This is a genomic window from Anoxybacillus tepidamans PS2 (assembly GCF_000620165.1).
Classification (GTDB): Bacteria; Bacillota; Bacilli; order Bacillales; family Anoxybacillaceae; genus Anoxybacteroides; species Anoxybacteroides tepidamans_A.
In genome coordinates, this window is sequence record NZ_JHVN01000004.1 from 104,340 (window position 1) to 123,579 (window position 19,240).

A 19,240-nucleotide genomic window follows, 5' to 3' on the forward strand; every position below is an offset into this window, starting at 1 on the left:
GATGAAATCATGGGTAAAATCCGCAAGCTCGATGACTATCTTTCTAATAAAATTGCCGCCGGGGAAGTCGTTGAACGCCCGGCTTCGGTTGTCAAGGAGCTGGTGGAAAACGCGCTTGACGCCAACAGTACGGTGATCGAAATTGAACTCGAAGAAGCCGGGCTTGCAAGCATCCGCATCGTTGACAACGGCGAAGGAATGGAAGAGGACGATTGTCTGATTGCATTTGAGCGGCACGCGACAAGCAAAATTAAAGACGAGCATGATTTGTTCCGCATTCGGACGCTTGGTTTTCGCGGCGAGGCGTTGCCGAGCATTGCTTCCGTGTCGGAAGTTGAAGTGAAAACGAGCACAGGAAACGGCGCAGGAACCCTTATCTGTTTGAAAGGCGGCGAGCTTGTTAAGCATGAACGCACAAATAGCCGGAAGGGAACGGAAATCACCGTATCGAATCTTTTTTTTAACACACCAGCGCGTTTGAAATATATGAAAACCGTTCATACCGAGCTTGGCCATATTACCGATGTTGTTAATCGCTTAGCGCTTGCCCATCCGCACGTTTCGTTTCGCTTGCGTCATCATGGCAAACAGCTGCTTTATACGAGCGGAAACGGGGATGTCCGTCATGTGCTTGCCTCTATTTACGGAATGGATGTCGCCAAAAAAATGATCCCGATTCACGCGGAATCGATTGATTTTATTGTGAACGGCTATATTTCGCTCCCAGAGGTCACGCGTGCGTCGCGAAATTATATGTCGACGATCGTCAACGGCCGATACGTACGGAATATACCGCTTGCCAAAGCGATTGAGTCGGGGTATCATACCCTTTTGCCGATCGGCCGCTACCCAATCGTTTTGCTTTCGATCGAGATGGATCCGATTTTAGTGGATGTCAACGTTCATCCAGCCAAATTAGAAGTGCGCTTTAGTAAAGAAGCGGAATTAAATGAGTTAGTGGAAAATGCGATTCGCCAAGCGTTCCAGGCGAAAACGCTGATTCCAGAAATCACTGCTTCACATCCAGCATCGCCAAAAACGGAACAGCGCGCTTTTTCGTTTACACATAGCATCAAAGAGCCAGCTCCGCTTTCGTTATTTGAACAGAAGGGAAACAACGAGCAAAATGTGCCGCTTCCTGCTGTGAAGAAAGACGAACAAACAAACGACGATATCGAGCTTTATGAGGCGCCAGTGGAATTTGCAGTTGTTGAAGAAAACAGGCAGAAAGAAGAGCGAGTCGAGAAAGAAATAGAGCCGCCGAAGCCGCATGTAGAACAAGAGAATGTGCACGAAAGAATTCCGCCGCTTTATCCGATCGGGCAGATGCACGGCACCTACATTTTGGCGCAAAACGAGAACGGACTGTACATCATTGACCAGCACGCGGCGCAAGAGCGGATCAAGTACGAATATTTTCGTGAGAAGGTCGGCGAAGTCGCGAGTGAAGTTCAGCAATTGCTTGTTCCGCTTACGTTTCAATACGCAAGCAACGAGTATGTACTCATTGAAGCCCACCGTTCTGAACTGGCAGAATGCGGTGTCTTTTTGGAATCGTTCGGTCATAATACATTTATTGTGCGTGAACATCCTTCATGGTTTCCAAAAGGGAAGGAAGTGGAAATCATCGAAGAAATGATTCAACAAGTTTTAGATATGAAGAAAGTTGATTTAAAGCAGCTGCGCGAACAAGCCGCGATCATCATGAGCTGCAAACAATCGATTAAAGCGAATCAACATTTGCGCCATGATGAAATGTTCGCTTTGCTCGAGTCGCTTCGCAAAGCAGCTGATCCGTTCACGTGCCCGCACGGCCGGCCGATTATTATTCATTTTTCAACGTATGAACTTGAGAAAATGTTTAAACGAGTCATGTAAACACATAAGCGCAACATCCTTGTTATATCAAGGGGTTGCGCTTTGTTTTTTGAGATTTGACCACATTTTGACCATATTATTAGATGTTGTCGGATGTTTGGAGTGCTTGTTCGAAGCGCATAGATGATTGCTGTTGCATGTCAGGGGTCACATGGGAATAAGTATTCATCGTCATTGCGATGGATGAGTGGCCCAGGCGCTCCGAAACGATTTTTGGATGATCCCCCAATTGTGAAGCATAATGGTGGCGTGAGTATAGCGTAAATCATGGAAGCGAGTAGTAGTAAGATGCTCTGATCTGATAAGGAAAATGGGGGTGTGCTGTACATGAAGTGTAAGCCCATGCGACGGACGTGCTTTGAATATAAGCGACGATGTTATTGCAGATTTTTCTGTACCTGCTATTTGGTAGTTTTTGATCTACCTCATTGGCTAGAGCTGGAGAAAATTCATAGCTGACCAAAATGCATGAGAAGTTGGTGTAATGATTTGGCAAGAGGGTTTAAGGGATGCAAGAGGTTTTAAAAAAAGAGTATTGATATTTAAAAAAGACCCGCTTCTCTTGCTGCCTCAAAACTGTTCCTAGCGAATTCAGCCGGATCCATACCAACATTCTCCCAGTGCATATACATTAAGCGTGGCTCATCAAACAACCAATGGTTATGAACTGCTGTCACGATAATTCCTCTTCTTTGCAATGCAGAAATCAACGGGTTAATTTCTTTCTGGAGCACAACAGATTCTCCAAGATTAAGTCCATTATCTTCAAAGGAAAGCATAAATGGGAGTGCTAATGGAGAACGAGTGCGACGTCCTAAAATAGTCGCTCTAATATCTCGAAGACGCATTATAACACAGACAGGAGTTGATGAGACAACCATGCCCCCGATAATATCTGCAAGCTGTTGGCAAGTTGATGCATTTACTCTGTCTGCATTACTAGAACTAATATTTGTATTTCTGCTATTTGGTCTGTTCCTTTGAGAGTCTAAGCTTAGTTCGAAATCATGATCTGTTTTAAAATGTGTACCGTTGTTTTCTGAACCTCTAAAGAAATTTTGATTTCCTACATGATCAAATTCTCTTCTGCTCAATTAAATCAGCTCCTTGTCTAATCTCACTGAATAGTATATTCGCAGCTGTTGGGCGAGAATGGGCTAACTAAATAGGAGAGAGACATTTTTTACAAAATTTCTGATTAATTTAAAGATAGTGTGGTAATTAAAAAAGTAATGGAAAGAATTTTTTGTTTTGGATATGTAGTAAACAAAATTGCTGAAGCTTCAGAGTCCTATTATCAGCAACAAATGATTCAAGCAGTAGCAATTATAAACAGTCGAAAGAAAATTAATTAATGCTATTTGACGATAATGAGAAGGTAGAAAGAAATAGGGCATTTCATGACAAAAAAAAGGATATCCCAACCGAGCAGGATATCCTCGTGAAGGAGGCAGCTGATTAGATAGGCGTTTCTTATTTTAGATGTTAGTAACCTCTAAAAACTGCACCAACAATAATTAATAAGATGAACAACACGACGATTAAGGCAAAACCAAGACCATACATTTTAGTTCCTCCTTTCGTTTGGGGATAATACAAGCTATTCAAAAAATTTTGTAATGCTTTAGATAAATAATGGATTTTGCGTTAATTTGATAAATGAGACTAATTTTTTTACCTTAATACTACTCATGATGACATGCTTATTGAGGATTTGAAGAAGCTCGTTCGGAGATTGGAAGAGGAGAAGTGGAATATTGTAGAAACAAAAGAGAACAAGGACATTCTGTGGAGAGTTAACTTTAGTGCATGACCTTGTCCTATAAAAAAATGGTTCCTTTGAATCAGGAATATTATTTAACATCATCTATCGAGAAGTCTCCCACCTCTAAATGAAGTGTAGGTGGGGGAGGTTCATAAATAAACACTGTATTAGTGCATATTTCGACGATACTGCGACGGAAGGAGAAAGGACATAAAAGAGCCAGTTGTTGCATTTATGGAGCCTCCTGATCTTATGTATTTATATTCTGTGAGATTCAACGAGGGTAAGCTTATATGGGTGTTTGTTAATTAAAAAATGTCTACGCTGCAATAGAAACAGCCAGTAATGGTTCAGATTTTAGTGGTATTGATTGCAAAAAAGTAGCTTGTAATTTTTATGGAAGTATAGGCTGACCGTCGATGATAAGGGAACGATCGGTTATGCTGCAGTTGATAATGGACGCAAAGCTTTCAGAAAAGCAAGGTGTAACATAGTAGGGGGATTATTACACAAAAATGCCCTACTTGATAAATAGGGCATTTTTGTTGATTAGCAACACTTATCAGGGTATCCTGGATCAACGACCATGTTTTGGGTAACAGGTGCATAAATATGTCTAGGAACATTGACGATATTGTAACGATTGACGTGTACAACTGGATGGATGTAAGGAACTTCACGAGGAATGAAACAGTCATGCATTACAAAGCAAGGCGGACATATAACTGGTTTAGGACAGAACATCGAAAATCACCTCCTAATAAATATCTATAAATATTAAATGTATAGGTAGGGCTTTTTGATATGGACAGATATCACGAGGTACATAAAATAATGTCACAAAAGGCGTGTATGCACTTGCAAAAAGGATAGGTGAAGTTATAGGAGTAATAAAAACAATATTTGAAATGCTTCTTATAAGCAGGTGGCGACATTAACGGGAAGACAATAAAAAAACCAGAGCTTCCCCTGGTTTTAGAAATAACGACTCAATGATACTTCTTAACAATCACGTTCATTTTATTCGCCGGCTCAGGCCTTTTATGTTCCATTTTAGTAATGTGTCTCGGTTTTTTTGACACCACTATTAAAGAGATAATAAAGCCAATCCCTAGGATAAGCGATAGTGTCCATGTAAAAAATTCAATTGGTAACATTGCCTGATACCCTCCTTTTTTCGCGTTATGTAAATGATATGCACACATACTTGTTTACATGTTTACGGGGATAAGCCCCCAAAAGAGAATAAGACCGATTTGTGGGGGGATCGTTTTAACATAACCCGCCGAGAAGTCTCCCGTCTCTTAACGAAGTGTAGATAGGAGAGGTCCATTCAAATGTTATAAAAATCATAAAAAAGAAAAGAATTTACATCATGTCCTATTCAGACAAATAACTTAAAATAATCACAAACTAAAAAATCGTTAATCAAACGAGTACTGTAAACACATAAGCGCAATCCCTTGATACAACAAGAGGATTGCGCTTTGTTTTGATAAATTGGTCACCTTGCTGGATTTTTACAAATTTTTATAATGCGCTCCTATGAACATTAGTTGCTGAACTTTCGGAGAATTTGAAGCGGTCAAAGTGGCTGGATGTCTAGACAGTATAGGCGTAATAGTCAGCGGCGCTGGCCGAAGCATAGCGGGGAACAAAGCGAGCGATTGATTGCTTGAGTTGCAGCAAAATTATATGTAGGAGGGTTACAAGATGAATATAGTTATCTATGAATAACAACTTTAGTACCAACTGGAACTCGAGATGATAAGTCTAAAACATCGCGATTCAACATTCGGATACAGCCGTGTGAAACATTTTTACCGATTGAGGAAGGGTTATTCGTTCCGTGGATGCCGTAATGGGGTTTTGATAATCCCATCCAAAGCACGCCAAATGGTCCCCCAGGATTACGTTGTTTATTGATGATTGTGTATGTCCCAGAAGGGGTTGGTGACACTATTTTTCCAATCGCAATTGGATACGTTTTTATCAGCCTGTTTCCATCGAAAAGCTTTAATTGATGTTTTGATGTAGATATGTCAATCCATACCGCCATAAAAAACAACTCCATTCTTTTTAATTATTGTATGAAGTAAATCAGCGATTTTTTAACACATTCACCGAGAAGTCTCCCACCTCTAAACGGAGTGTAGGTGGGGGAGGTTCATTAAAGAGTCGGCAAAAAAGTATGGATACGGGATCCTTACGAAGAAGGCGTGGGAATTAAGTCCGTAATTTATACAAAATGTTCGCTTTGACGATTGGCATGTAGTATTAGAGGTAAAATAGATCGATTTCGTCACTATATATGGATATATGTAAATCATGTAATTGGCCCCATCATCCAAGGCTAATGACCATAAGCACTTCCTATGTACAACTTAAAGGTAATAAGGAACAGATTTCCCAATATAACTTTCTGTTTTTTTTGTTTATTGGACAAAAAAAATTTCCCTATATTTTTTATAGCGAAATGATGTCCTGTCATTTGATGAGGAGAAATGCCCCTTTCTCACCCTTGAGCTTGGACTGTCGACTTAACACGATAAGTCCCGGGGGGGAGATCCCCAAATAAATACAAACCTCCCGCATTCGTTTTTGTGATACTAACGATTGTTTCCACTCCGTTCGAAATCGAATAAAGCGCTACAATGGCGTTTGCAATCGGCTGGTTCGTCGTCTTGTCAGTGACAAATCCGCTGATCGTTCCTGTATTCGCATCTGGATCTACCGCCAGGATTGAGTTGGCTGGGGCGAACGTGCTTCCGGAAAGAGTTACAGGTGTACTTTCCGTAGATAAATGCCCTGTCTTTGTAGCTCTTATAAAATAAGTACCATTATTCAGGTTGGCAAATAAATACTGTCCTTGCGCATTTGTATTGACAATGCCAACTAGCTGATTGGTAGAATTGACGACTTGGTACAATTCAACGGTAGCATCATCAGCCGGCTGTCCGATGCTGCTTGTTAAAGTTCCAAAAACGGCATTTTTATTCGCATCTGGGTCGGTTGCCATCGTAATCGTTACATCGGTCGTTCCGTTTCGCATCACCGTCACCGGAATACGAAGCGGGGTGAGAAAACCGGGCTCAGAGGCGGTAATAAAGTAAGAACCGACAGGAATTCTCGTAAAAATAAATCGGCCGGCAGAGTTGCTGTTTAAATGTTGGATTGGTGCGTTATTTGAATTAAAGAGTGTGACCGTCGCTAAGCTAATTGGCGTACCATCTGACCTACGCACGATTCCGGTGATATTTCCCGTATCTGACCCGTCAGTTGCTTGCAATTGCAAATTGGCAACCGGTTCTTCGCGGGACGTGATTGTGGTCGAGGTGCTCTGTGCCAGAGCATAACGGCCTACAATTGCCATACGCAACATCCTCCTATAATCAATTTAATTGTATGTCACTATATTGTATGAATAAGGGGGATTTGCGCTTGAACGCATGTCCACATGAAAAAGCACATTTTTTAACATAATCCAATGAGAAGTCTCCGATCTCTAAGCAAAGTGTAGGTGGGGGGAGGTTCATTGCCGTTAATATGTTCCCGTTATGTTATAATAAACGTACAAAACTGTTTAGAGATAAGGAGGAAGAGAATTGACGGAATTCAGCAAGGCTAGAATGCAACACCAGCGATTATCTAAAGCCAAAATTATTAAAAGGGCCACTGCTATTTTTATCGGGGCTGTTCTGATGGCGGTAGGGCTTGAAATTTTTTTAGTTCCTAATAAAGTTATTGACGGAGGCATAACAGGCATTTCTATTATGCTTTCACATATAACCGGCTTTCGTCTTGGAATTTTTATTTTTCTTTTGAACCTTCCATTCTTTTTTTTAGGTTATAAGCAAATCGGTAAAACGTTTGCTATTTCTACGTTGTTCGGGATTATCGTTTTATCTATTTTTACCTCTCTGTTCCATCCTGTTCCGGCCTTCACAGAAGACATTTTATTAGCTACTATTTTTGGCGGAATGATTTTAGGTATGGGAGTCGGCCTTGTTATTCGTTATGGCGGTGCTTTAGATGGCACTGAAATACTTGCTATACTCATCAACAAAAAACTCCCTTTCTCCGTCGGCGAGATTATCATGTTTTTTAATATCTTTATTCTAGGTGCCGCTGGATTTGTTTTCACTTGGGATAGAGCGATGTATTCGATCTTAGCTTATGTCATCGCTTTTAAAACGATTGACGTTGTTATTAAGGGGTTAGATGAGTCGAAATCGGCATGGATTATTAGTGATCGCTCAGAAATAATTGGAGATGCAATTATGAACCGTTTAGGGCGCGGTGTTACATATTTGAGCGGAGAAGGAGCCTTCTCCGGTAATGATAAAAAAGTCATATTTTGCGTGATTACCCGCCTCGAAGAAGCAAAGCTTAAAGAAATTGTAGCAGAAAATGATCCAAGTGCTTTTTTAGCTTTAGCGGATATGGCTGAAGTGCGCGGCGGGCGCTTTAAGAAAAGAGACATCCATTAAGTCGCTGTTTTTGCTTAGGTTGGACAATGCTTCTGACTAGGTAATGTAAAAGCTAAATACGTCCAAGGCACGCGAGGATATTGATTGTATAGAGTACGATAGCTATTTCCGTATAATTAGTATCCTCCTTTATTTTTATGCAAACAAAGAGCAGAAAAACGACATGAGCAAACAGAGATTCACAGATCCTTAAGATAAAAAGGCTGAAACGGCCGGAGGAATCAATCATTGTGCGGAAGTTAACGGAGCTCATGAAGCAGATCATTCGGTTTACCAATGTTGAGGGGGGACACGTCTCTAATGATAGCTGCTCATCTCGTTTATATTCACTCGAAGTCATCGTATACGGTAAAAAAGCCATGAAAGCAGTATTAGATATCGTTTCCTGTTACTGATGTTAAGGCTAAATGAACTGTCAAAATCGGTTCACCAGTCTCTATAAACGTAAACAAACGTTCTTTCTCACTCTCAATCGAAGAAATGGCTAGAGAAAATGCTGACGATAAGCTAGCGCAAAATGGATGAAATTTTGTTATAATTCCATTTATAACCTAGTCTTTTATTAAATATTTAGCCTCCAAAGTGAAAAGAATATTAATAATTAGGCTAGGACCTATTCATTTTTTGTGAAACATGGTAATATTCTTATGGAAATTTTACATAATGGTGGTGTACATATGTTTTTAGCGCTAAAACGATTTCTAATCGGCAGGCCGCTGAAGTCAACCGAACTAGGGGAGCAAAAATTGAATAAATTGAAGGCGTTGGCTGTGTTATCTTCTGATGCTCTCTCTTCGGTGGCATACGGTACAGAACAGATTTTAATTGTTCTTGCGTCGATTGGAGCTATTGCTTTTTGGTATTCGCTTCCTATTGCGGTAGGGGTTCTTATTTTATTGGTGGCGCTTATTTTATCGTATCGTCAGATCATTTACTCTTACCCGCATGGGGGCGGGGCGTATGTCGTTTCTAAAACGAATTTAGGCGTCAATCCCGGACTCATTGCTGGAGGCTCATTATTGGTCGACTATATTTTAACGGTAGCAGTTAGCGTGTCGGCCGGGACAGATGCGATTACGTCCGCGTTTCCTACGTTGCATAAATACACAGTAGTCATTGCCATTGCGCTTGTTGTCTTTATCACGATTTTGAATCTTAGAGGAGTGACCGAATCGGCTTCCGTTTTGGCATATCCTGTTTATTTGTTTGTGTTCGCACTTCTTATTCTTATTGCTGTCGGGATTTTTAAGATTATAAACGGGCAGGTGCCGCCAACTTTACATACACCTATCGGTACCGCGGTGCCCGGAATCACATTATTTTTGTTGCTGCGGGCGTTTGCATCTGGGTGTTCTGCTTTGACAGGGGTTGAAGCGATTTCAAACGCGGTTCCAAACTTTAAGGAGCCAGCGGCAAAAAATGCTGCTAGAACGTTAATGATGATGGGGGTTATCCTTGCTATTCTATTTGTAGGAGTTACTTTCTTAGCATACTGGTATGGAATTGCCCCGAAAGCAGAGGAAACCGTTGTGTCTCAACTCGCTTCTGAAATATTTGGAAGAGGGATGATCTATTACTTTATCCAGGGAACAACAGCCCTTATTTTAGTCTTGGCTGCCAATACAGGGTTTTCTGCTTTTCCTTTGCTTGCTTATAATTTAGCTTCGGATAAATACATGCCGAGAATGTACCTGATCCGCGGTGATCGTTTAGGATATTCAAACGGCATTATCACACTTGGTCTTGCTTCTATTTTGGTGATTATCGCGTTTAAAGGGCAAACGGAACAGTTGATTCCTTTATATGCAGTTGGCGTGTTCATTCCTTTTACGTTGTCGCAAACGGGAATGATTGTGAAATGGGTGCGGGAAAGGCCAGCTGGATGGATACCGAGGCTGCTTACGAACTTGTTGGGAGCGATTATTACACTAACGGTATTATGCATTTTCTTTATTACAAAATTTGCTCAAGTTTGGTCTGTGCTCATCTTTCTCCCGTTTATTGTATTTGTTTTTCATCGAATTCATAAGCACTATGATGATGTAGCTGAGCAATTACGAATTAACCTAGATGATGTGCCGGATAAAATCGAAAGGAGCGTCGTCATCGTACCTGTTGCGGGAATCACCAAGGTAGTAGAACAATCGTTAAACTATGCTCAGGTGATCGGAGATTATGTGTTGGCTGTCTATGTAGGGTTTGACCGAGAAAGTATGCTTCGTATGGAAGAGAAATGGAAAAAATGGAGACCCGACATTCGACTTGTGACATTAATTTCTCATTATCGGGATCTTATTACACCGATTTCCAAGCTAGTGGACACTATTGAAAGCAAAGCAGAGGAAAGAAACTATACAGTGACGGTGTTAATTCCTCAATTTATTCCGAAAAAGGGCTGGCATAACTTTTTGCATAACCAGTCGAGCGTTTTATTGCGAATGTACCTTCTGTATAAGAAAAATGTAATTGTTGCAACGGTTCCTTATCAACTTCGCAAGTAAACAGAAGTTTAGTTACAAATAGTACAAAAAGTGGTTAGCAGTTAAAGCGGCGAAAACCATTTAGACTGTGAACAAAGACTCCAGTGACTTTGATACATCGCAGGAAATTAGAAATTGGTACTAATGATGGCGACGACTTCTAACTTGGGAATGTTTGAAAACGGGTCAAATAGTTTGAGGAAAAGCATTATTCATATAGAAAGCCGCCTCTTGTCTTGGCAAAAGGCGGCTTTTTTGTCGGTTATTGAATTTTTGGAAGATGGACCAAAAAACATGAAACACTGGTTTTTACTGGGGATATGACATTCAATTTTCGTTTTGCAGCTGTTTTTAACCACATCCCCTAGTTTTTTGGATCAGAGCATATGGTCAAATCAAAATAAATGATTACTCCGTTTGCTTCTTTTGCAACTCATTTACCGTGACAAATCGATACCCTTTCTTCGATAAAGAATCTAATATGCCTTCAATCGTTTTTAGTTCGTTGTCAGTACGATCATACATTGGATGCAGCAAAATAATATCCCCTGGCTTAACGTTTTTATTTACATAATTCACTTTATCGGCAACCGAAGTGTAGTAAGTGTCGGGTTCAAGACTCCACATGATTGTTTCGATATGGTGTTGTTTCAAATAATACGGTAAACCAACGAGTTTTTTTCCGTTTGGCGGACGAAAATCGATGTCGCCTTTATAGCCTGTTTTTCGGATGAGTTGATTGGTTGTTTCAATTTCCTTCCGTATGAAGGAAAGCGATTTAAAAACCATTCGTTCATGGGAATATGTATGGTTTCCGATTTGGTGGCCGGCTGCCGCAATCTCTTTTCCTAATTGCGGGTTTTTCTTCAGTTCGTTTCCAATGACAAAAAATGTAGCTTTGGCATTGTATCGATCTAAAAGAGGCAATAGTTTGTCCACGTTTTTAGTCGGTCCGTCGTCAAAAGTCAACGCAACGACTTTCTTGCTTGTATCCACGTGGCTAGTAAGCCCTCCAAACAGCTGATATGTTCTTGAGTTCATTAATTTATATGTCACGAATGCTGCAAGAGATAACGCTAATAAAACAGCCCCGTATATTGCTACTTTTTTCCGCGTCACGATGTTTCTCTCCTTTAACCGTTCCTCTGAAAGCATTTTATCAGCTAGTATAGAATGAGGCAATGCTTAATGATAGATCAAAATTCAGCAACGAACTTTCTCAACCTATACTGCTAGAGGTGAGAGATTTCCCGGTGAGTATGTAGGATTAAAGGGGGAGATATCACTTTACTTTTTATTTAAAGTTTTGCTGTTCGATTGCTTCTCTGAGTAACGGAAAAGGAATAACAGGTCAACCATTTGGAGAAACTGTGATTAAAAAAGAAAGGTTTTCTAATTATGTGGGGGCTTACAATCGCGATCATTCTCTTTAACTCCATTGCCTTTGTAACAAATCGGCGCTTAACGAAAAGCCAAATTGTGCACATTTGGACCTTTACTATTTGTTTACAGGGGATTGTCGATCTGTATTTAGGTTTGAAATATGAGGCATATTGGTACTTTACAAATGGAATGGAGGGAATATCGATACCAGCTCGCACCCTGCTGATCCCTCCTGTAAATATGATGTTTTTGAATTGGTATCCTTTGAGCGCCCCATGGTTCCGACGTTTTGTTTACGTTATGTGTTGGACTATATTTATAACGGCGTACGAAGCCGCCACGTTGCTACCTGAACCTTGGGGGTATTTCCGCTACGGATGGTGGAATTTATGGTATTCGATACTATCATATCCATTGTTGCTGCTAATTGTACTCCGTTATTACAAGTGGATTAAAAAAATTGAAAAAGAGAATTAATCGATCAATGAGCCGAAATGGGGCCATCCGCTATGAATGTTTAGATTAAAGAAAAAAGCGAAGTGTTGCATTTCCTGAATTACTCAACCATTGTCTTTTGCCCCATGCACTAGAAATAAAAAAGCACCGTTGGCAGAATACAAAGAGAAAGAACTGATAGACTCATCCATCATATCGTTTCCTTTCTTTTTAGAAGCTTTTAAGCACCACCCCCTTCATTTTAATATGTTCAAGTCATACTGGGACGGTTTCAAATGTGTAGCTACAATCAAGCTACAATTTCATGAGATAGATGTTCTCATGTTGTCGACTTATAATCGCATAGGGGGGCACGTCCGGCAAATAATTATGAAAAAATGCAATAAAAAGGGCGGTTTTTTCAAATGGTGGGGTTATCAATTGCTGTAATTGTTTTTAACTTCGTTGCTTTTTTTACAAATCGACGGTTGACGAAAAATCAAATGGCACATATTTGGACATTTACTACCTCGTTTCAATTACTTTTTGACTTGTATGTAGATCATAAGTATCACGGATATTGGTATTTTACGAAGGAAGTTGATTGGGAAGGGCTTCCGACATTGACAATGCTTATTCCTCCCGTAAATATAATGTTTTTAAATTGGTATCCTTTCCATAAGTCCTTGTTAAAACGTTTCCTTTATTTTGTTTGTTGGCTAATATTTATATTGATTTACGAAATGGTTACATTGTTGCCTGAACCTTGGGGATATTTTCATTATGGCTGGTGGAATTTAGGATATTCAGCGCTTGCAGATCCGATCTTATTAATCATTTTACTGAGCTATTATAAATGGGTTTGTAAACTTGAATAGTTGATAGGCATCTTGGTCAAACGAAGTTAAAACAATGTTTATGTCTTATAATGGGCGAAAACCTATACCCACTTCCATATAGACACATACACTATGTTGAAGCCAAGCGGGGAGGAGGAATAAAATGGAAAGACAAATGGATGGAGGATATGGCGGTTATTATCACCACGGCCATGGCGGATACTATCCGGGCTACGGCTATCACCATGGTCACGGCGGTTATTATCCTGGCTATGGTTACCATCATGGTCACGGCGGTTATTATCCTGGCTATGGTTACCATCATGGTCATGGCGGATACTATCCTGGTCACGGCTATCATCATGGCCACGGTGGATACTATCCAGGCCACGGTTATCATCATGGCCAAGGGACCTACTAATGTTGGCGATTCACTGATTGCCAATGAAAAGTTGATGTTGCGGATGAAACGAAGGTGCACAATAGTTGAAGAGGATCGCCAAAAAAGACCGATATCTATCGGTCTTTTTTAGCGTTTTTACATTGCGGATGTTTATACTTTTCATCGTTCCGCGTGCTTCCAACGTAAACAGAGGAAAAATTTATAGTAGCGAATTACATCATTTTAGATTTCTCTTATTCAAATTGCCAATTGTTACACTAAAAAACAAGCGGAATTTTGACACTCTATTTGTTTTTGTCTATTTACAACGTAACAATGTTATGTTACATTGTTTATGTGAGATGAGGAGGTGTTCGAACAATGGAACAAGAGTTGATTTCGAAAAAAGAATTGCTGGAACTCACAGATATTTCATACGGCCAGTTATATCGATGGAAACGAAAAAAATTAATTCCTGAAGAGTGGTTTATCCGAAAATCCACGTTTACTGGACAAGAAACGTTTTTTCCAAAAGAGAAAATATTGGCGAGAATTGAAAAGATCAAGCAGATGAAGGATGATTTATCACTTGATGAATTGGCAAGCATGTTTTCGCCGAACCCAACGACCATTTCTCTTCATAAGGATGATGTTATAAAACGTAACATTGTTTCAGAGGTGGCGCTTCATTTCTATATGGAGCAAAAAGGCGAGCAACATGTGCTTTCGTTTGAGCAACTCCTTCAATTGTATATATTTGATCGACTGCTGCAGACAGGGGAAATGAGTCTGGGAGAAGGGAAAAGCGTATTTGATGTATTTGAGCGTCATTACACAAAAGTTCAAGGGAAAAGCTGTGAACTGCTCGTCGTGCGAAAAATGGGCATTTCAACATGCCTGCTCGCTACAAATGGAAGTGAGTTATATTTTGAAGACGGAGCTAAAGTCGTTGCCCGGTTGCATGTACCTAGTTGTATAGAGGAATTAAAAATAAAAGTGACGGAGGGGATGGATAAATGGAGCGAAAAGATTTAGTGATTGCTGGCGTCGGCCATGCTTCTGGCGGCCTATACAATATCGTCAAGGTCTCAGGAAGCGGAAAGCTATTTGGTGATGTTGATTGCAACGATTTGAACATTCAAGGCAATGCGACCATTGAAGGAAATGTGAAAGCGGAAATGGCTCATGTATCTGGAAGGGTTCATATGACGGGGGCGCTGCGCGCTGAACAAGTGAAAATTAGCGGAAATGCTAGTATTGGCGGGAATATCGAATGTAAAACGATTCGTTTCCACGGAAACGGGAGCGTAAAGGGAACGTTGAACGCCGAAGAGGTTTATATTCACGGAGAAACAGATATTGCGGGAGATTGCGCGGCCGAAACGTTTGATGCACGGGGCAGCTTTACAATCGGCGGATTATTGAATGCGGGAAACATTCAAGTGAAGCTGTATGGCCATTGTCAAGCGAAGGAAATTGGCGGGGAAACGATTGAGGTTCGGCAACCAGGAGTCCCGTTTTTGAAGAAGCTATTTTTTCATGTCGGATTGACAGCCGAAATGATTGAAGGCGATGAAATTTATTTAGAACATACAAACGCAAAAATCGTGAGAGGAAACAAAGTAACCATTGGTCCTGGCTGTGAGATTGAACGAGTGGAATATCAGAATAATTTTCAATGCGATAAAGGAGCGAAGGTAGGAACGCATCAAAAAATATGAGGAGGGAAGTTATGAGAAACTTGACAGTCAATGGTTCCGCTTTAACATCAGGAGGGACATTTCGCAATGTGACGATCCGCGGTGACGCTACGATTAGCGGCGATGTGCAATGTACGAAATGGAAAGTGTTCGGGAACGCTGATGTGAGCGGGAATATTACAGCAGAAGTGCTAGATATTTTTGGACAGGTGAATATAAGAGGGAATGTCAGTGTGAAAACGATCAAGCTATTTGGCCAGACAGACATTCGCGGAAATGCAAATGCGCATGATGTTCATCTTCGCGGAGCCGCACATATTGATGGAAATATCGCAGGCGGAACGATTCACGGGTATGGAGAGATGAATGTTTCCGGTGATTGTGAAGCCGAATCGTTTTCGGTCAAAGGGGTTGTACAAATTGCTAATACGTTAAATGCGGAACGAGTCGATTTATCCCTTTATTTTGCTGATAGCCGCATTTCGGAAATCGGCGGCAAAACGATCCGCGTAAAACGAAGCAAATGGAATGTAATGAGCTTTTTCAAAGGACTATCGAGCGCTTCAACAAGGCTCATTACAGAAACAGTCGAGGGTGATGAGATTTACTTAGAACATACGAGTGCAAAAATTGTCAGAGGAGACCGCATCGTTATCGGTCCAGGATGCGATATTGAACTTATCGAATACAAAACGAGTTTGCAGCAAAGCGAAAAAGCCGTTGTAAAAGAGAAAAGGAACATATAATAAGGAGAATCGGTATGGGGAGAAACGATACAAGAATTGGTTGGGTAGTAGCTGGATTATTGCTCGGAATTTTTGTAGCCTCGATGGACAATACGATTGTTGCGACAGCGATGGCAACGATCGTTGCCGATTTAGGAGGTCTTGATAAATTTGTATGGGTGACATCTGCGTACATGGTAGCCGAGATGGCAGGAATGCCGATCTTTGGAAAATTATCGGATATGTACGGGAGAAAGCGATTTTTTATTTTCGGGATTATCGTTTTCCTTCTTGGTTCGATGTTATGCGGTGTGGCACAAAATATCGTTCAGCTTAGCATTTTTCGAGCCATCCAAGGAATTGGCGGCGGAGCGTTAGTTCCGATTGCATTTACGATCATGTTTGATATTTTCCCGCCGGAAAAGCGAGGAAAAATGGGCGGACTTTTCGGCGCTGTGTTTGGGCTATCTAGCATATTTGGTCCTCTCTTTGGCGCATATATTACCGATTACTTAAATTGGCGCTGGGTATTTTATATTAACATTCCTTTGGGGCTTCTAGCGTTTTTATTGATTGCATTGTGTTATCGCGAGTCGCCAAAACATGCGAAGCAAAAAATTGATTGGTTGGGTGTTATTACGCTTGTACCAGCGATCGTATGTCTCATGTTCGCCTTAGAGCTTGGCGGCAATCAGTATGAATGGGATTCTTCTGTCATTATTAGTCTGTTTTCTGCTTTTGTTGTGCTATTTTTATTATTTCTTTACGTGGAGACAAAAGTGCAAGAGCCGATTGTTTCTTATCGCATGTTTCGTAATCGTTTATTTGCCGCAGGCAATCTCGTCGGTTTTTTTTCTGGAGCCACCTTTATTGTCGCAACGGTCTATATCCCTATTTTTATTCAAGGTGTGACAGGCGGCTCAGCAACGAACTCCGGGCTCATATTATTGCCGATGATGCTGGCGACAACCGTATCCGCTCAGCTCGGGGGATTTTTCGCAAGCAAAATGAGTTATCGCAACGTGATGATCATATTTATGGCCGTATTCGCAATCGGCATGTTTCTATTAAGCACTATCACACCGGAAACATCTCGTGCGACGGTAACGTGGTATATGATTATCGTTGGATTAGGAATAGGGGCTTCTTTTTCGGTGCTGGGAATGGCGGCGATCCATCACTTCTCAGAAATGGAGAGAGGAGCAGCTAGTTCAACAAACTCTTTCATACGGTCGCTTGGAATGACGGTCGGCATTACGATCTTTGGCATTATTCAACGGAATTTATTTCAAGACAAGTTGAACCATTTATTGAAAGGAATAGCACATGGGGGACCGGTTATGAGTACAAACGATCCGCGAGCGATTCTCTCTCCGGAAGCGCGAGCCCATATTCCGAGCGCTATTCTTGAACAAATTACATCGGCGTTAGCGTCTTCGATCGCACATACTTTCATGTGGAGCTTAATTCCGGCAGCGCTTACGTTGCTGTTTGTATTCTTTATGACAAATGATCGGCTCACTGTGGCATATGCCAGCCGACAATCCGCAAAAATAAAGAAAGAAAATGCGCAATAATTAGAGTAAAGCCCTTTCTCTGTGAGAGAAAGGGTTTTATTTTTATTAAGCATTTCTTTTGTAGAAAAACTAATGAATCATGTAAAATGAAATACCTGAGCTATATAGCCAAAAGGAGGAATGGATTATGAACAGTCGGACGTCGGTCATGGTGAGCATTGTATTGGCAATGCTTGTTGCGTCTATGGACACGACCATTATGAACACGACGATGCCTATTATTGCGAAAGAACTAGGGGGATTCTCTCTTTATGCATGGTCATTTGCTTCTTATATGATTACGACGACCGTTCTTTCCCCGATTGCCGGAAGGTTGTCCGATCTTTTTGGCCGGAAGAAAGTATTTAGTTTTGGACTAGGCCTCTTTCTTATCGGATCACTTTTATGCGGAATGTCACAAAACATGGTCCAGCTAGTCATATTCCGTGCCATCCAAGGAATCGGCGCCGGATTTATGATGCCGTTTCCAGCTATTATTGCAGGCGATTTGTTTCCGGTCGAGAAACGCGGAAAAATTCAAGCGTTTTTTACCGCAATGTGGGGTCTTGCGGCCGTTCTTGCACCATTGTTAGGTTCATTGTTTGTCGAATATATGTCGTGGCGCTGGATTTTTTACGTCAACATTCCGATTTGCTTGCTTTCTTTATTGACCCTTCTTCCGTACAAGGAAGTGTACGAGCCGAAAAAGGCTGCGATTGATTACATCGGGGCGCTATTGTTCGGGCTCGCGATTACGCTTCTCCTGCTTGTTACGGTTGTAGAAACGAATCAGTTAATATACGCTGCTTTCGGTGTCTTGCTTCTTGTTGTATTTTATATGTACGAAAAAAAGCAACCGTCACCGCTTGTGCCGCTGACGCTAGTTCATCAACCAACTTTAAAATGGATGAATATTAACGGATTTGTCGGCTGTATGGCACTGTTTGGGACGTCAAGCTACATTCCGTTGTTTTTGCAAAAGATTGTTCATCAATCGGTATTTATAAGCGGTGTGGCTCTTTTAGGAACGGCGATCGGCTGGATGATTGCTGCGGTTCCAGCAGGAAAATGGATTTTGCAATACGGCTACCGCATTTTGTTGATTATCGGGAACATCCTTTTAGTCGTATCTGGATTATTGCTTGTTCTTTTAAACGAACACCACGGATTTTTTTATGTGTTTTTTGTCATGTTCATCCAAGGATTGGCATTCGGTCTTACCTCCACTGTCGGCGTGATCGGTTCGCAACAGCTGGCTGATGCACACGAAAAAGGAATTGCTACATCATTTTTCATGTTTTGCAGAAATATTGGCACGGCCATCGGTGTTACGATTATGGGGGCGCTTTTAACAAAAGAAGCTGATTTTATGATGGGAATTCATCAATTGTTTTTATTCGGTTTTATTGGCAGTATTGCGGCGCTATTGACTTCCTTTTTCATCAGAGATGAATCAGCACAAGCAAAAAAGCTAAATGCAGCTAGGACATGAAAAATAATGAAGTGATGGCTATAAACCTTTTATTGATTCAATCCGATAAAAAAAGTGGAGGAAGCAATTATTTGTACGATCTAGTTTGCTGCAAAACGGATTGAAGAATGGAGGA

15 protein-coding genes are annotated in these 19,240 nt (G+C 41.0%); 10 read left to right on the forward strand and 5 right to left on the reverse strand.

Translation table 11 applies throughout. The features are described from left to right. Positions 1–9: 9 nt before the first annotated feature. On the forward strand, positions 10–1,878 hold the full coding sequence (gene mutL, locus N667_RS0106185; protein ID WP_027408770.1) for a DNA mismatch repair endonuclease MutL: 1,869 nt from the start codon (positions 10–12) through the stop codon (positions 1,876–1,878). A gap of 542 nt (positions 1,879–2,420) precedes the next feature. Here the strand turns inward: mutL and N667_RS20135 are convergent. From N667_RS20135 to N667_RS0106225, 4 genes are all read right to left on the reverse strand, one after another. Next, positions 2,421–2,972: a DUF1259 domain-containing protein gene (locus tag N667_RS20135; protein WP_027408771.1), complete on the reverse strand. Its 552-nt coding sequence runs from the start codon at positions 2,970–2,972 to the stop codon at positions 2,421–2,423. A gap of 391 nt (positions 2,973–3,363) precedes the next feature. Beyond that, complete coding sequence (locus N667_RS19335) at positions 3,364–3,444, reverse strand: YjcZ family sporulation protein (RefSeq protein WP_035098222.1); 81 nt, start codon at positions 3,442–3,444, stop codon at positions 3,364–3,366. Between the two features lie 1,922 nt (positions 3,445–5,366). Continuing rightward, entirely contained in the window at positions 5,367–5,702 is a 336-nt protein-coding gene (locus N667_RS0106220; RefSeq protein WP_027408773.1) for a L,D-transpeptidase, read from the reverse strand. A gap of 456 nt (positions 5,703–6,158) precedes the next feature. Beyond that, positions 6,159–7,016 carry a carboxypeptidase-like regulatory domain-containing protein gene (locus N667_RS0106225; RefSeq protein WP_027408774.1) on the reverse strand — a complete coding sequence of 286 codons (858 nt, stop codon included), beginning with the start codon at positions 7,014–7,016 and terminating at the stop codon, positions 6,159–6,161. Between the two features lie 232 nt (positions 7,017–7,248). On the opposite strand from N667_RS0106225, the gene N667_RS0106230 reads away from it, so the two are divergent. Together N667_RS0106230 and N667_RS0106235 are read left to right on the forward strand one after the other, a co-directional pair. Next, positions 7,249–8,133 (forward strand): YitT family protein, encoded by an 885-nt coding sequence (locus tag N667_RS0106230; RefSeq protein ID WP_027408775.1) that lies wholly within the window; start codon positions 7,249–7,251, stop codon positions 8,131–8,133. 677 nt (positions 8,134–8,810) lie between these two features. Further along, positions 8,811–10,634: an APC family permease gene (locus N667_RS0106235; protein WP_027408776.1), complete on the forward strand. Its 1,824-nt coding sequence runs from the start codon at positions 8,811–8,813 to the stop codon at positions 10,632–10,634. 387 nt (positions 10,635–11,021) lie between these two features. On the opposite strand, the gene N667_RS0106245 is transcribed toward N667_RS0106235, so the two are convergent. Further along, on the reverse strand, positions 11,022–11,732 hold the full coding sequence (locus tag N667_RS0106245; protein WP_409978172.1) for a polysaccharide deacetylase family protein: 711 nt from the start codon (positions 11,730–11,732) through the stop codon (positions 11,022–11,024). A 1,124-nt stretch (positions 11,733–12,856) separates the two neighbouring features. Between N667_RS0106245 and N667_RS0106255 the strand changes: the two genes are divergently transcribed. The 7 genes from N667_RS0106255 to N667_RS0106285 all read left to right on the forward strand — a co-directional run bounded on the left by N667_RS0106255 (position 12,857) and on the right by N667_RS0106285 (position 19,125). Then, entirely contained in the window at positions 12,857–13,309 is a 453-nt protein-coding gene (locus N667_RS0106255) for a hypothetical protein (protein WP_027408780.1), read from the forward strand. A 149-nt stretch (positions 13,310–13,458) separates the two neighbouring features. Continuing rightward, complete coding sequence (locus tag N667_RS0106260) at positions 13,459–13,803, forward strand: hypothetical protein (protein ID WP_156936091.1); 345 nt, start codon at positions 13,459–13,461, stop codon at positions 13,801–13,803. Between the two features lie 230 nt (positions 13,804–14,033). Further along, positions 14,034–14,687, forward strand: coding sequence for a YhbD family protein (locus N667_RS0106265; RefSeq protein WP_027408782.1), 654 nt, complete (start codon positions 14,034–14,036; stop codon positions 14,685–14,687). Next, complete coding sequence (locus N667_RS0106270) at positions 14,669–15,373, forward strand: polymer-forming cytoskeletal protein (protein ID WP_027408783.1); 705 nt, start codon at positions 14,669–14,671, stop codon at positions 15,371–15,373. The genes N667_RS0106265 and N667_RS0106270 overlap by 19 nt, the downstream gene beginning before the upstream one ends. A gap of 11 nt (positions 15,374–15,384) precedes the next feature. Continuing rightward, entirely contained in the window at positions 15,385–16,098 is a 714-nt protein-coding gene (locus tag N667_RS0106275; RefSeq protein ID WP_409978173.1) for a polymer-forming cytoskeletal protein, read from the forward strand. A gap of 14 nt (positions 16,099–16,112) precedes the next feature. After that, complete coding sequence (locus N667_RS0106280) at positions 16,113–17,654, forward strand: MDR family MFS transporter (protein WP_027408785.1); 1,542 nt, start codon at positions 16,113–16,115, stop codon at positions 17,652–17,654. 127 nt (positions 17,655–17,781) lie between these two features. Further along, positions 17,782–19,125, forward strand: a complete 1,344-nt coding sequence (locus N667_RS0106285; protein WP_027408786.1) for an MFS transporter — start codon at positions 17,782–17,784, stop codon at positions 19,123–19,125. The last annotated feature ends 115 nt before the right edge of the window (positions 19,126–19,240 follow it).

Coding starts and splice junctions, on each gene's coding strand:
- N667_RS0106260 (WP_156936091.1), top strand. CDS start 13,459: ATGGCGGTTATTATCACCACGGCCATGGCGGATACTATCCGGGCTACG.
- N667_RS0106225 (WP_027408774.1), bottom strand. CDS start 7,016: ATGGCAATTGTAGGCCGTTATGCTCTGGCACAGAGCACCTCGACCACA.
- N667_RS0106265 (WP_027408782.1), top strand. CDS start 14,034: ATGGAACAAGAGTTGATTTCGAAAAAAGAATTGCTGGAACTCACAGAT.
- N667_RS0106280 (WP_027408785.1), top strand. CDS start 16,113: ATGGGGAGAAACGATACAAGAATTGGTTGGGTAGTAGCTGGATTATTG.
- mutL (WP_027408770.1), top strand. CDS start 10: ATGGGTAAAATCCGCAAGCTCGATGACTATCTTTCTAATAAAATTGCC.
- N667_RS0106285 (WP_027408786.1), top strand. CDS start 17,782: ATGAACAGTCGGACGTCGGTCATGGTGAGCATTGTATTGGCAATGCTT.
- N667_RS0106220 (WP_027408773.1), bottom strand. CDS start 5,702: ATGGCGGTATGGATTGACATATCTACATCAAAACATCAATTAAAGCTT.
- N667_RS0106270 (WP_027408783.1), top strand. CDS start 14,669: ATGGAGCGAAAAGATTTAGTGATTGCTGGCGTCGGCCATGCTTCTGGC.
- N667_RS0106255 (WP_027408780.1), top strand. CDS start 12,857: ATGGTGGGGTTATCAATTGCTGTAATTGTTTTTAACTTCGTTGCTTTT.
- N667_RS0106275 (WP_409978173.1), top strand. CDS start 15,385: ATGAGAAACTTGACAGTCAATGGTTCCGCTTTAACATCAGGAGGGACA.
- N667_RS19335 (WP_035098222.1), bottom strand. CDS start 3,444: ATGTATGGTCTTGGTTTTGCCTTAATCGTCGTGTTGTTCATCTTATTA.
- N667_RS0106235 (WP_027408776.1), top strand. CDS start 8,811: ATGTTTTTAGCGCTAAAACGATTTCTAATCGGCAGGCCGCTGAAGTCA.